The organism is Sporosarcina sp. ACRSL (assembly GCF_022346605.1).
In the GTDB taxonomy this organism is placed as follows: domain Bacteria; phylum Bacillota; class Bacilli; order Bacillales_A; family Planococcaceae; genus Sporosarcina.
Window position 1 is genome coordinate 82,155 of sequence record NZ_JAKRNT010000006.1, and the last position, 14,176, is coordinate 96,330.

At 36.2% G+C, this 14,176-nt stretch carries 17 protein-coding genes; 1 reads left to right on the forward strand and 16 read right to left on the reverse strand.

The features are described 5' to 3' along the window. Positions 1-42: 42 nt before the first annotated feature. From MHZ92_RS10100 to MHZ92_RS10140, 9 genes are all read right to left on the reverse strand, one after another. Positions 43-1,053 carry a sensor histidine kinase gene (locus MHZ92_RS10100; RefSeq protein WP_239431568.1) on the reverse strand — a complete coding sequence of 337 codons (1,011 nt, stop codon included), beginning with the start codon at positions 1,051-1,053 and terminating at the stop codon, positions 43-45. Continuing rightward, complete coding sequence (locus MHZ92_RS10105) at positions 1,050-1,727, reverse strand: response regulator transcription factor (protein WP_239431569.1); 678 nt, start codon at positions 1,725-1,727, stop codon at positions 1,050-1,052. The genes MHZ92_RS10100 and MHZ92_RS10105 overlap by 4 nt, the downstream gene beginning before the upstream one ends. A 243-nt stretch (positions 1,728-1,970) precedes the next feature. Continuing rightward, entirely contained in the window at positions 1,971-2,420 is a 450-nt protein-coding gene (locus MHZ92_RS10110) for a hypothetical protein (RefSeq protein WP_239431570.1), read from the reverse strand. Positions 2,421-2,530: 110 nt separating this feature from the next. Continuing rightward, positions 2,531-2,971: a hypothetical protein gene (locus tag MHZ92_RS10115; protein ID WP_239431571.1), complete on the reverse strand. Its 441-nt coding sequence runs from the start codon at positions 2,969-2,971 to the stop codon at positions 2,531-2,533. A gap of 112 nt (positions 2,972-3,083) precedes the next feature. Continuing rightward, positions 3,084-3,467 carry a hypothetical protein gene (locus tag MHZ92_RS10120; protein WP_239431572.1) on the reverse strand — a complete coding sequence of 128 codons (384 nt, stop codon included), beginning with the start codon at positions 3,465-3,467 and terminating at the stop codon, positions 3,084-3,086. Between the two features lie 152 nt (positions 3,468-3,619). Further along, the gene (locus MHZ92_RS10125; protein ID WP_239431573.1) at positions 3,620-4,003 is read right to left on the reverse strand and encodes a PepSY domain-containing protein; all 384 of its coding nucleotides are present in this window, start codon (positions 4,001-4,003) and stop codon (positions 3,620-3,622) included. 295 nt (positions 4,004-4,298) lie between these two features. Next, positions 4,299-4,538, reverse strand: a complete 240-nt coding sequence (locus MHZ92_RS10130) for a hypothetical protein (protein ID WP_239431574.1) — start codon at positions 4,536-4,538, stop codon at positions 4,299-4,301. Between the two features lie 61 nt (positions 4,539-4,599). After that, positions 4,600-5,631, reverse strand: a complete 1,032-nt coding sequence (locus MHZ92_RS10135; RefSeq protein ID WP_239431575.1) for an LCP family protein — start codon at positions 5,629-5,631, stop codon at positions 4,600-4,602. Continuing rightward, positions 5,621-6,148 (reverse strand): sigma-70 family RNA polymerase sigma factor, encoded by a 528-nt coding sequence (locus MHZ92_RS10140; protein ID WP_239431576.1) that lies wholly within the window; start codon positions 6,146-6,148, stop codon positions 5,621-5,623. Before MHZ92_RS10140 ends, MHZ92_RS10135 begins: the two co-directional genes overlap by 11 nt. A 150-nt stretch (positions 6,149-6,298) precedes the next feature. Here MHZ92_RS10140 and MHZ92_RS10145 point away from each other — a divergent pair, with 150 nt between their 5' ends. Continuing rightward, positions 6,299-7,744, forward strand: coding sequence for an S-layer homology domain-containing protein (locus MHZ92_RS10145; protein WP_239431577.1), 1,446 nt, complete (start codon positions 6,299-6,301; stop codon positions 7,742-7,744). 212 nt (positions 7,745-7,956) lie between these two features. On the opposite strand, the gene plsY is transcribed toward MHZ92_RS10145, so the two are convergent. The 7 genes from plsY to MHZ92_RS10180 all read right to left on the reverse strand — a co-directional run bounded on the left by plsY (position 7,957) and on the right by MHZ92_RS10180 (position 13,966). Continuing rightward, on the reverse strand, positions 7,957-8,535 hold the full coding sequence (gene plsY, locus MHZ92_RS10150) for a glycerol-3-phosphate 1-O-acyltransferase PlsY (protein WP_239431578.1): 579 nt from the start codon (positions 8,533-8,535) through the stop codon (positions 7,957-7,959). A gap of 301 nt (positions 8,536-8,836) precedes the next feature. Further along, positions 8,837-9,364, reverse strand: a complete 528-nt coding sequence (locus MHZ92_RS10155; protein WP_239431579.1) for a hypothetical protein — start codon at positions 9,362-9,364, stop codon at positions 8,837-8,839. 289 nt (positions 9,365-9,653) lie between these two features. After that, on the reverse strand, positions 9,654-10,538 hold the full coding sequence (locus MHZ92_RS10160; RefSeq protein ID WP_239431580.1) for a S16 family serine protease: 885 nt from the start codon (positions 10,536-10,538) through the stop codon (positions 9,654-9,656). Between the two features lie 232 nt (positions 10,539-10,770). Further along, positions 10,771-11,094: a hypothetical protein gene (locus MHZ92_RS10165; protein ID WP_239431581.1), complete on the reverse strand. Its 324-nt coding sequence runs from the start codon at positions 11,092-11,094 to the stop codon at positions 10,771-10,773. Positions 11,095-11,291: 197 nt separating this feature from the next. Beyond that, a complete protein-coding gene (locus MHZ92_RS10170) occupies positions 11,292-11,699 on the reverse strand; it encodes a hypothetical protein (protein ID WP_239431582.1) in 408 nt (135 codons plus the stop codon). Between the two features lie 163 nt (positions 11,700-11,862). Beyond that, the gene (locus MHZ92_RS10175) at positions 11,863-13,449 is read right to left on the reverse strand and encodes a DUF4179 domain-containing protein (protein ID WP_239431583.1); all 1,587 of its coding nucleotides are present in this window, start codon (positions 13,447-13,449) and stop codon (positions 11,863-11,865) included. Then, complete coding sequence (locus MHZ92_RS10180) at positions 13,439-13,966, reverse strand: RNA polymerase sigma factor (protein ID WP_239431584.1); 528 nt, start codon at positions 13,964-13,966, stop codon at positions 13,439-13,441. Before MHZ92_RS10180 ends, MHZ92_RS10175 begins: the two co-directional genes overlap by 11 nt. Positions 13,967-14,176: the final 210 nt, after the last annotated feature.

Sequence of the window (14,176 nt, forward strand, 5' to 3'; positions counted from 1 at the left end):
AAACTCGGTTATCTTGCTGTTTACTTTTGGGTTAACTTTAGGTTAAGCTCTACCAATAGCTACTCTTGTACCACTTTCATTTGATGTAAAGTCAGCTTTCAGCTTCATTTTTTTTAACATATAATTTGAAGCCGATAAACCAATCCCCGACCCACCCTCATAGGAAGAGTTATCCATACCTGGACCTCTATCTGCAACAATAATCAGTTCTTTTTCTACATCAACCACAATGTTTGTATATTTTCCCTCTGCTGCATGGCGAAGAATATTCTGAAATAAATTATCCAGAACTCGTGTCATCCATTTAGGATCTGCTTTCCAATAAAAAGTCTTCACTGTAGGTAAATCAATATCTAATTGAATTTCTTTTTCTTCAAATGCAGGATACCACTCAGCGACAGATGCTCTTACTAAACGCACAATATCTGTTGAGGTTGGATGAAAAGGATGTTTGCCCGATGTAAGCAATGTATAGGAAAATAAATCATCCATTAGATCTCCAACTCTTGTAATCGTATGGTTCATCTCTGCTAATGAGTCTTGCCCTTCAAAACTCATTGCTTCTTTATTTAATCTGGAGATTTGTCCTCTCAAAATGGTAAGTGGCGTTCGTAAGTCGTGAGATAAATTCGCAATGAGTCGATGTCGTATTAATTCTTCTTCATATTCTCGCTTGCGACTGTCTTCAAGCTGCTCAATCATCCAATTAAAAGAACTTCCTAACTGGTCTATTTCATCCATACGATCCGTTTGAACAGCTATTGGTTTAAGAAATGAATTATTATTAGCTGAAAATGACATGACTTCCTGTAAGCGGGTGAGGCGTTTACGAAGTCTCAAGAAGAACAGCCAAGATATTACAACAAATGCGACAATAATAAAACCAAACAAAAGTAGTATGACGTAAAAAAGATTTAACGTATTCAGATTTTCTTCATTGATACCAGAAAACTCAACGGCCGGAAAGATGGTAGAAAGCAAAATTAGAGGAAAAAAGATAAATAGAAAATGCACTTTTAGAAAACGACGAAATAATGATCTATTCTGTTTCATAGTTTCACCCGGTAGCCTATTCCCTTCAACGTTTCAATAATTTCTGAGGAATCTGGATGACGTTCCAACTTTTGACGCAATCGATGGATATGCACCAATATTGTTTTATCACCAGTAATATAAGTTTCTTGCCAAATGGCTTCATAGATTTGTTCCTTGGGTAAGACCTGATTAGGGTGGCGTAAGAAATACATTAAAATTTGATGTTGTTTCCCTGTTAATATAATTTCTTCACCTGTGCGTTTGTCGTATACCATTTGAACTTCTGGATCTACTTCAATATCATTGCCTAATGAAATGCGCTCGGAATGTATACCACTACTTCGACGGATTAATACTTCTAATCTTGCAACTAATTCATCCGTATGGAATGGTTTCGTTAAATAGTCATCAGCAAATTGTAAACCATCTACTTTATCATCTATCGATGTTCGAGCAGATAACAGCAATATAGGAACGGCAGGAGCTGCCTTCTTTAATCGTTTTCCCACAGTAAATCCGTCTAACCCGGGTAGCATGATATCCAAAATAACTATTTCATGCTGATTTACTTCTCTTTCGGCCCCTTCACCTGAAAGCAGCCATTGAACTGAAAATCCTCGCTGTTCCAATTCTTCTTTTACCCAACTGCCTATTTTCTCATTATCTTCAATATATAATACGCTTCTTTTCAAGTAACATCCCTCTCTTCATTTTTTTAGTATTATTACATAGTAATCTAATTTCCTAGCAAAGAAATAAGCTTGCTCATCCATCTAATTAAGACAATTCCCTCTAAGTCCATATCTTTAAGTAACAACTACACTGTCAAATCATAATAATCTCTATAAACAATGGCTTTTTTCACTCTAGCACCTGTTAGTGAAATTAGAAAAAGGAGTACCTAAACAACACATAAACTTTTACCAATGCACCCGTTAATATGGTTTATGGAGATTAGTATCTCTTGGCATAATTGATCTAATAAATGAAATGTCATTTTGATTAACTGAATGTGCAAAGAATTCCGTTCCCCAATGCTCTGAGTTGAAAATGGATTGTCCATCTTTACTTAAAAAAATGCTGAACCACTTTAGTCTTCCCTTGTTAGTTACGCTGTTTCTCAAAATATATTCTGCAATTTCAGGTATTAAATTCCCTTTATAGTAAGTCAATTTGAGCTTCGTAGGTATTTCCGTAAGATTGGAAAAGTAACTGATTTCTTCTATTACTTGTTTCTCATCGAACCACGAATGTATTTCTATGGTGTCTGAGCTTTTCAAGAAATATTCCATCAATGGAATCCAATAATCATAGTTAGCAGTCATTGGGAAGCTGTCATTTTCTATCGAAAATGTAGGTATAGAAAAGTACAATCGGTAATTCATAAATTAACACCCTCTATTGTTTTACTTTGATTTCTTGTTCAACTAAACTGCCTCGTTAGTTCAAAAACTTTACTCCTTCTTAAAGTAAAACACCCATTAGTGAATAAGACTTACTTAACTTCGATTACAAAGGCATAACTCGAACTTCCCTTTTCCCAATGCGCGGAAACATTATAAATATAAACACCTTTTTCTCTTGGCACTACTACTACATTGTCATGTAACGGTACATTTTCCACTTCATCGTTACTAAACCATATGGATGTGACCAACGAATTTTCTTGTGGTTTACGATTAAATTCTATTGTTAATTCAGCTCCAGGTGATACAGCAACAGGTGTAAGTTCGTGATGTTTAATAAGTTCCGGTGGGGTAATCATATCAACACATTGCTGCTTCATAAGTCCATTCCAACAATAAGAGCCTTGTGCCGATTCTACAGTTTTCTTTTCAATAGTTATAGTTGGTTTAGGTGGTGTAAGGTTAACTATAAAATAAATCCCTGCTACTAACACACCCACTGCTACTAAAGAAATTAGAACCTTTTTCATAACTTCCCCCTTAAGAAAAAAGAGCTGTCTAAGCAGCTCCGATCTTGAAGTTCACCCGTTAATCCCTATAAGTCAGTTAACAACTTGTTGATTAAAACGTTTCCTTAATCTTTCATCGACACAGCAGATTACTGATGAATAAACAGTTGCCGGTATTAAAAAGTACCAATTCAAAACCAATGAAGTCAGTGAATATAAACCTAGATTCAGTTATTAATATAACTAAGACAACGAAACTGATAGCAAAGAATAAATGGGTTACAAATGAGGCAATCATTCTTTTCTTGCCCTCAAACCTCTTATTTAGTTGATCGGATAATATTGTTACAGGAAGTCCAAAGAATAAAACAACCGGGGCAGCAAAAATAAGTACAAATAACATTAAAGCGGGCACCTCGGTCAGGTCACTTCCTTCTACAATCATAAAACAAAAACCAATAATAGGAGTGGAAATTAGTATCGTCCAAATAAACGACAGCATTTTCCGTTTAAACATGTTAGCACTCCCCGTCGCATTTACTCATTCCTTTGTTACTCAACATTACTCACTGTTTTCAGATCATAAAAACGATCAAAGTACAACGAAACAATTAACAAACTCATTAAGAATGAATCTATAATTTGCAAGACAAACCTATAAGGCGTTTTTCAGTGAGTCGACTCTATTAGCTCGCCATTTTCTGTACTCACATAGTAATAAGCCCCCCATAACTTACCTGGAGTTGACATTCTTACAAAATAAACCAACATGTCTCTGTCATATTTTATTGAGTAAACACTTCTCAATAACGCTGGTTCCTCTTCCCATAAGACAACAGATTTATGACCATCAACTACGGCTTGACGAAGAGCAATCTCAATAGCTTCTTCTTCAGTAATATTCACAGGGTCATCCCCTGGATTTTTTATTTCCACATTTTCATTTAAGCTTGTCTTTGAATCGTCAACACATCCATATAGAACTAGTAAAGTGAAAGCCAATAGTATTGCCTTTTTAAGCGTAAACATGTTTCTCATCTCTAACATCTTCATCGCAATTCCTCCCGTTTTCTTATACCACTAACCAGCTCCTTTAATTGAACAAGAAAACAGATGACTTTAAGCAGTTCAAGAAAAAAAAGTGCCATTCTAGTTTATTAGAAAAGCACCCATTCCACACTACAATTTACATATCTTAACTTATTCAACACCATCGCAAGAAAACCTCCTTCTTCAACTAACCCGCACCGTTAGTTCAAGAAGAAATGCTACTGCCGTCTTGTTGGAGTCCAATAGGGGACAAGTTTATTAACCCTCTCCGCTTTCTGATCCCACAAGTAATCGAACGTCACAAGTATTTTCCCTTCTCTCTTCCCGCCTTTTTTCCACGCTTGTAAGTGTACCGAATCTCGGTTTCGGTTTGTTGAACAAGTGTGACCTTACCGAAATTATGTTCAAGGTGTTCAATCAATTCTTCGGGAAGCCAAGTTGAAAATCCACCCATATACTCCCCATGCTCTTCTTTTTCGTCGTCAATCTTAAAACGGATTATGGCAAGGGGATTACAATCAAAAAGACCATCTAACATAATTATTATCCTCCTCTAAATTAAACGTTCACGTGAAGTATCCAGCCAAACCTCAGTCTCTTTAGTTAAACGTGATTAACTCTTCTAACACAGCATCTAGAAAGTCTTCTTCAAACCTATAAAAGTGTTTACCTTCAATTATTGCGTCTGCAATCATTCCTTCACTTACCGATAACGATTCGACAGCATTGATCTCCAGTTGATGATCTACCAAATAGTCAAGTGAGGTATTGGCTTCTACTTGAGTAAGCAGTTCTTTTAATTGTGGTAGTGGAAGTTCATCTTCTGTTTTAGTCATAACAGCATTCAGTAGGTTTACTAGGTCTTTTTCATCCAAGCTGGTCCCCTCTGTAGCAGCCATCATTAATGCCACAACTTCTTCTCCGTCAAAACGATGCGTTCCTTTTTCGAAGTCAAATGCAACGTTTGTGATCGCTCTTATTCGAATATCTTCTTGCAAGTTGTACTCTATGCCATTCACGGAATCAATTAGCGCTGAAATGGTTTCTAAATCGATGACCGTATAATAATTAATCGGGAAATCCAATAGTTTGGAAACAGTCGTTTTAACATTTTCAGCACCGCCATACTGATAAGCAAATAATAAGTTATCGTACAAAGCAGTCCCATCAGCATTTTCCGCTACAGGTGCATACGTGCCATGAGGGAGCGAGACGACTTTCATCATCTTTTTATCTTTATGATAAGTAAGTAACAGATTAAGATAGATTCGATTATCCATCTCCTTAGACTTCACCGTGAGTAAAGTTGTTAAATATTCAGCTTCCTCAACTGCCGACTCACTTGCATCACTGCTAGTAGATGCTGTATTGAAATCGTTACTGATGTATGCTTGATTAGCGTTTTCAGGGAAGATCGATGGAATGAACAAAAATATGCACAAGCTCACTACCAATAAAGACGCTGTAAGTGGAAGGAGTTTTTTTGAAGAAGGAACTGCGGATATTTTTCTCACATCATTCTTCTCTAGTTTATGTATTTGTTCGAACACTGCTTTCCGGTCTTCTTTCGTAAATCTTAGGTCTTGATCAGCCGTATTATACAACGTATCCCTTACACGTTTATCTTTCATTGAGCTTCGCCTCCCTTATCACCGGTTCTAATTTTTGTTTTGCCCTTCTTAGACGGGTTTTCACTGTATTAACTGGAATATCCAAAATGACAGCCATCTCGTTTATCTTTAATGACTCGTAATAGTAGAGATAGACCACTTCCCGATACACTTTTGGAATAGAAAAAAGTGTTTCTTTCATTTCTTCGCTATCGTATTTACCTATAACCGTTTTCTCTACAGATGGAGATATGGACCTTGCCGTTTCATTTATAAAACTTTTGACTTGTACCATTTTGTAATTCCAGCTTTTTAAGTAATCTTTACAACCGTTAATGGTTATACGATAGAGCCATGTTTTTATATGCGAATCATTTTTAAACGAATCAAGGTTTTTGTAGCATTTGATAAATGTATCTTGAACCATATCCTTAGCAATCTCTGTATCTTTCACATAAGAAAATGCTAATCGTACCAACTCATTACCATATTCAATCATCACTTTTTCTAATAAAAAATCTTTTTCTTCTTTTTCCAATCGACGATCCTCCCCTTCAAACCGCTTCAAATTCTGCTATTAGACGACTACTAAATCATAATAGTTTCAATTTTTCTATAAATAGTCAACTTTAAAAAGGTTTTATGCTATGCTACTAAAAAAGTTAGGATTTTCCGAGGAGGCTATTACTTGTTCATTCGAAAGCTAATGTTGACCTTTGGAACACTTGTCATTGCATGCAGTTTACTCGTTACACAGGCAAGCGCCGCAATTACAAGCCATTTCACAGATGTACCGACGACAAAGCCTTATGCGAATGCGGTGTATGAACTTGCAGACCGGAATATTATTGGTGGGTATGAAGATGGGACATTCAAGCCAGCAGCTTCTATCACACGTGGACAGGCCGCAGCCATCATCGCAAAGTTGAGGAATCTGGATACGAGGAATGTGAAGGATCCCGGATTCAAGGATGTGTCTCCATCTCTATGGAGTTATGGTGCAATTGCAGCACTCGCTAACGAGGGAATCATTAATGGATACGGAGATGGTCGGTTCGGGCCAAATGACTCGATTACACGGGCCCAGATGGCTTCGATTCTTGTGAAAGCTTTTGACCTGCCTTTCTATTACTACAGTAGTAGTGAAAATCCATTCACAGACACTCAGAGACTAGGCAGCCACCAAGTGAACATCAATATTCTATACAAGATGGGGATCACGTCAGGGACCTCTCCTACGACATTCAGTCCGAACTCCCCAATTTCAAGGGCGCAGGCAGCTGTCCTCATCACAAAGACAGAGAAAGTCGAGGCAACGATCGTTACGTTCAAAGCAGCTAACTTTGGATGGAATTCCATCTATACCTACACTCGATATCAAGGACAAAACGATATCATTCATGCAGTTCCAAGCAATCAAACCGATTGGAAAGAAATTCGACTCATTCCTATGCGAGAAGGCACGACAACCTTCTCAATGGTTGGGAGTACGAGAGATCCTGTAACAGGAGAGGATTCGCATGACGATTATCGCAAGTATTATGTGCATGTAACAAAAGAGAACGAGCAATTGAAACTTACAGTTGAAGAATCGGAAGAGGATATCCTTCCCACTGAAGTTCAACTCCTATCTACGAAAGAGCAAGTGAAAAAGATATCACTGGCCACTCTGGAAGGTGAAATCATTCAACAGGAAGTGAAGCTCAATACGTGCAGCTCCGAATTTTACCGACACCTTGACACCTGTTTTTCAATAAACAATCCTGGTGATTATATCGCGACAGTCCATTACCCTGACGGAAAAGAAGTTCGCCATGCCATCAGGGCATCTGTACATGAGTCGAGCTTCTACCTAGCCGTTCAATCGTTTGAAGAGCGACCGACTGTAACGATTGATCTTGGAGGCTCAGCCAGTGAACTTGGAGATCATGTCATTCCGAAGGGTGGAGAAAAAGTTGCCCTTGTAAAGAGAGATAAAAATTCAACAGCATTCAACATTGAAGGCGTATCGGAAGGGAGTTTGCGAGTGACCTTCCCAAATAGCACCGGTGCTATTGAGGAATTAAATATAAGGGTCCTCAAACTGGGACCAATTGTAAATGTTTTAGCAACCAAATCGGACAAGTACCATTAATCTCGCCACCCCTTAACTAGTAAAACCGGTTAGGGGGTTTTCTTTGTTTATCGTTGACGATAAGTGAAAAGAAATGGACATAAAAGTGGAGTTGACATACTGATTCATTGAGCTGGTGGTATAAACAGCAAATTAAAAAACGCTCTATCTGAGCGTTTTTTTAGTAACTTGACCAACCCAATTCAACAAAATCACCCGTTAGCTTAACAGTATTAATTTCGAGCTATTTTGTTCTCTGTTCCATTTACAATTCTTTTTATATTTTGTCGATGCAGAATAATGATTGATACGCTTATTAGGAGAGAAAGTGCTACGATCACTTTATCTTCAAAAATAAGACTGTATACGAATAAAGCTATACTGGCCAACATCGAACTTAGTGATACATACTTAGTAAATAGTAGAGTTAACACAAACACCACAAAACCAACAAAAACACCTAAAGGAGTCAAAAACAAGAAAACTCCAGTTGCTGTTGCAACAGCCTTTCCACCTTTAAAACTAGCAAAGACTGAAAATATGTGACCTAATATGGCTAATAAACCACATACAATAGGGTTAACTGTAGAACTAAGTATTAGGGGAAGTAAACATGCAAATGTACCTTTTAATATATCAGCACTTGCAACTATTACTCCTGCTTTTATGCCTAAAACTCTATAAGCATTGGTTGCACCCAGATTACCACTACCGTAATCACGAATATCTTTCTTATAAAACATTTTACCGATTACTAAAGCAAATGAGATTGAGCCAATTAAATAACTTAGAATCAAAGTTAAAATGTTCAAAGTATTTTCTCCTAACATAGTTTGTTAAGTACGTATTTCTATTAATTGCAGCTGATTTCCTGCAATCCTTTTTACATTAAATTGCCTTGTTAGTTAATTAGTCAGACAAAAAAGCATTAATCCTTTTGGATCAATGCCATACACTAGTGGGCTTAAGTATTAGTCTAGAATACAATTGTCATTTGTACATTTAATCGTCTATATAACTAACATGCTTCGTACTTCAACAACAAATGAGCCCGAGCAACTCAACGATCATAAAGTATAGCACCGTTGGTTGAAGAGGAGAAGCGCACACCAGTCACGTTATGGAATTGGCGATGCTTACTAATATCTCCTGTGTCACTAGATCTGAAATTCTTTTATCAATCAACAAGGTATATTGCCACCCTTCCTTTTCTAAAACTAAGAGATTAAACCCTGAAAATGCCGTGGTGGTGAAAATCGACTGACTCCCATCTTCCAATATAGCTTTCCGCTCAATTTGTTCTTCTCTAATTTCCAATCCGTATTCGATAGGCCGGATCCGTATCAAAAAATGATTTTGGGGTGAATCCTTGTTAATAAAAAACACTTCCAGATGATCATTTTCATTTCCTTCTAAGTCACTGAATCTCCCCATGCTGTGGGTAAAAGGAATTGGGGGTAGTTGTGTTGGCAATCCAATTTTCCTCTTGAAATGATCTTCACCCTCTTGTACCGCCTTAGAAACTTCTTTATACCCTCCCTTAATGTAAACCTCTCCAAACGAATCACTATCTGCATTTACCTCTTCTAATAGGACAAAACAAATTAAAGCAATGGTCATCATAACAATTAAATTTCTCATAGAAATTCCACTCCTTTTTATAAGTATTCACAAGAACTCTCCTTTTAACGAAGACACTCAATAAGAAAAAGCTGCCATAAAAGGCAGCTGAATCTTCATTACATTTTTAGTTACGTTAACGATGTGGATTATGGTCAATAAACTCATCAAATTCCTACGCTAGCTAAGCAACCCATGATCTTTAACTAAAGCACCCGTTAGTTTAATAAGGGTACCTGCTATATGGACGTCATTAAAGGAATAGCTTATAACTTTCATTGGAGTTAATGAACAATGATTTATCATTACATTAAGGATTTTCGTTTAAGTCGTTTATTACCTGAATAGCTTCATCAACATGTGACACATCAAAGATTTCAACGTTTGCCTTTATCTCTTTTTGTAGTGTTGCCACTTCTTCAGCGTTTTTACTTGGGACGATCATAAATGGAATACCTGCTTTTTCAGTAATCTGTATTTTTTCTTTTAACCCCCCGACTCTAAGCACATCACCATTTTTATTAATTGCACCAGTAACCGCAATAGGAACTTGATTTTCGAAATCTCCTTTTTTGAACCGACCACTTAATACTAAACTTAGCCCTGCACTCTCTCCAGCGGTATTGGGACGATTTAGGAATGTCTTAAGCCATTCATCTTCCTGTCCTAAATATAGAGCCACCTTTTCTTTAGTCTCTTCTGGTGAAAGTTCTTTTCGAAGATGTAGCCATGTTAGTAGCTGTCTATTCTTTACACCGTAAATAATTCTGTTATTCATTTCGATTACGGACAGTACATCAACATGCTGTTTAGTCAATAGCTCCTCTACCGCATGTTTACTTTCTTCCTCTCTTACATACATTGTATTTATCCCTATTGAATAGATCATAGAACCCTCTAATGCCTCAACAGGATCTAAATATCCATAAGCAATATGTGATGCTGTATAGTATCCTATTAGTGGAAATTCATAGCAAAATAATACAAAGATGATGGAAGTAGAAATTGCGATATTAATAACACGTTTTTTTTGAGCAACAGCTAAGACAATTAAACTGATAAATAATATTAATACACTTATAAACAATAATAATAAAAATATTAATTCATTGATGACATCTTGAATATATAAGAACAGAAATAAAAGGTAAAAAAGTAATGAAAAAATAACTGTTGTAATCCAAGATTTATTCATTTTGTAACCATGCCCCCTTTTTATCTGATTATGTATTCTTCAGTAACCACCCTTCTGCTTTCTTTAATACGTTCTACATGAAGGGAAGTTCCAATTTTAAATAAAAATCCCTATTTTTCTGAAAATCCATTTTTCTTATTGAATTAAACTGCCTCGTTAGTTGAACAAGAAAAAAGAGCCGTCTTAGCAGCTCCGATCTTCAAGTAAAGCACCTGTTAGCAAAAAAAGTGCATTATAGTCGTTGCTTTTCTTCTTTTGTACTTTTAGATTTGATTAGCGAATAAATATCTTTGACATGAAGTACAAGCAACCCTATCATAAGCAACCAAACAAAATGTACTTTGTAACCAAAATCGTCCAGCATATATTCACGATATTTAAACGTAAAGTAGCAAATAAATATAAATAATAGCAGGTCCCAGACTACGTTCACTATTTCTTTTAGTTCTTTTTTGTCATTCAGTAATCCAGTTAAGATTAGCCTCACGATTAGAAAGGCTGCGAGTGCACTTGGATAATTTGACATATCTACATGAAAACCACGAAAAGCATCCATTGATAACCTCCTTTATTTTGATGTCCGACTTTTTTTGAAATCATTTAATAAAGTGCCGTCTAAGCAGCTCTGATCCTTGAGTAAAGCACCCGTTAGTTGAAGAAGAAACTCAGAATCTTTAATCATAAGAAAACAAGGCAACCTCACTAGGATCACTTAATTCCGTGTCCTATCAAAATCTTCCAAAGTGAAATTTATTATTTAAACCAATTAAAGAAACCGCCACTATCGTTATTATCAGTACTTTGTTTCTCTGCCTGTTCAATTTTTTCTAATAAATTTTTCCTAGTATTGTCCCATTTGTCCTCAACTTCACTCGACCAATCAGAAGTATAGTGCAATGAATTTGCTTTTATGTACGCTGCACCATAATCCCCATTATCAATATCTATTATTATTTCATCCACTTCATCCACCTTAGCCTCGAGCCTTTTTTCTTCGCTTACGGATTTAACATACATAGACCCAAATAAAACCACAAATAATAACACGAATACTGATATAGCAATTACACTGCTTATTAATTTTCTATTACTCTCATTATTTATATGTTTTACTTTATTATCGAGTCTATAACGTTGATGTTCATACTGCTTATCTCTCATTCGTTCATAATGTTCCATTTTTTTAATTGAACTTTTGCGTTAATAGATGTTTCACTTAATTCTTCTAAGATCATTTTATGTCCACTATATTTACAAAAGAAAGTATCTATAGATTGTAATAGAAGAAGCCAACAGCAACGGTTGGCTACTCCTTTTTCTGCTACTATTTTATTTCTTCCAACGATATATCTACAACACTATCGTAAAATACAGTCTTCTTGTAACTATCTATTGCTAATCTAGCTGGAATAACATCTCCTTCAAAATCATCTCTCGACAGCTCAATATGATGTTCCGTGGAGTAAAATACAGGATCCTCAAGCTCATTCATGCGATAGTCATACTCGCTTGCTTCGTATTTCGTGCCATTCTTATCAAAGTAATAGCCATCAACAACATTCGAAATTTTAGAAAAAGATCTATTTTCCTTGTCAAAGAAACGATAGTAAAACCATTCATAAGCCCGATGCGCATTCAACTCCTCGGTCATAACAATCTTTGTTGACTGTCCTACTTCAACTTTATCAATAGATATAGTCGTGCCTAAATAATCGAATGTCTGTGGGAACGCTTTTGATATATTAATCGGAAAATCGGCTTTTTCCTGTATAATAAATACCGCACTTCCAATATGAACTTTTATAGCGGTTGGATTGTCATAATAAAGGGATTCGAATGTTGCCTCAGACTTGCCCCAACCATTATCTGCACTTTCAGTGATACCAACTCCTGCAAAATCTAGCCAGCTCCCGTAAACATGTTTTCCATCGCTTTCAAGGCTATCAATCGTTATATAGTTTATTCTATTATCACTCTTATTGTTGCGGAAGCGATAGGACAATACTGTAATTGTCGGGGCAATGGTTAATTTATCAAAATAAATAGGATTCCCTTCGATTTCAGTTTCAACGTTAAGCTCATGAACAATTGCGGAATTCTTTTTTATAGGGATTTCAAAATACCAATCTCCTTCCATGTATTCTATCGGATCCTTCGGCCTGGAAAACCCTATATCCGTTTCTTTAGCTTTCTGAATTTTATCCAGCTTTAGCTTAATTGTTCCTTCGCTAGCGGCTAAAGGTGCGATGCTTAATCTACCTTTGTATATATTGCTTTTATCGGAATAAAGGCCGAGATGGTTATTAATAATTGGCTTAATTTCAGGGCTTACCAACTCATCCTGATTGACGATTTGTATCCCATTTGTGAAATCAACCATATACTTGTTCTCTTTGTTCCTATCCTCTATTTCATAATAAATATGTGTTTGGACATCATCTGCAACGACACTGGTAACTGTAATGTTAACTCCATTACTCTCAGCTTCTACATTTACATAGTCCCCAAGACCGTGCTGAACATAATTCTCCATTTGTTCGTTTTTCTTATCCCCAAAATCCCTCCACCATTCGGTAAAAGTAGTAAAACCTTTCGTTGCAGCGGCAGTACCGATAAAAAATGTCATAATGAGAGCTGCAACGATGCCCACTATAGCGGGACGTTGAAATGTCTTCCGTTTCTTTTTTTGTGTATTTGCCACTGCTTGTCTCACATTACCCATAAAATTATGAGGGATGCTTATAGATTCACTTTCAACCTCTAATGATTTTATAATCTCTTCACATTTCAGCAGTTCATCCTTGCACTGTTTACAACCATTAACATGAAGGTCAAACCTAATTCTTTCATTATCATTAAGGATTCCATCTAAATAGTCTATAATCTGCTCTTGTATGTGTTTACACTCCACTACTTTCACCGCCTTCAATTAGATTCCTAAGATCCCGTAAACCCCTATGTAATCTAGATTTCACAGTTCCGATGGGCAAGTTTAAAATATGACTGATTTCTTTCTGGGAAAAACCTTGCAAGTATTTTAAAATGATGACCTCTCTATGAATATTCTCAAGCTGATCCAAGTTGTCCATCACTTCTAATTGGCTTTCCAAAGGCTTTTCCTCAATCATTTCTGGCGGGTTTTCTAATGCATCCTTATTCTTTTTCCGATAAATTGACCTGCACTCATTTATAAAGATTGAAGTTACCCACGTCTCGAAGTATTGCTCTTTCCTTAACTGACCAATTTTATCATGCACTTTGATAATCGTATTATGAAATACATCTTCAACATCATAATGATTTTTCAAATAAGCCCAACCGATCTTATACAACTTTGATTGTCTAACTTCAAACCAATCCACTATCGCTTGCATATCCTGTTTCTTGATTTTTCTCATTTGTATCGAATTCGATATTGACGTAATCACAAATACTAATCCCTCCTTTCCAAGAAGCTCTTTAACAATTAGAGCATTGAAGCTATGCAAAAGTTCCATAGATATCAAAAAACGAATAAAATTCAGATTTCAAAATTCTTTCATTCCTGAATCACTATCAAATAAAAATAGTCCAACTTCTCTTTTCAACGGAGTAATCAGACACTTGTGATGATATCAGTAATACACTGCATCATATTT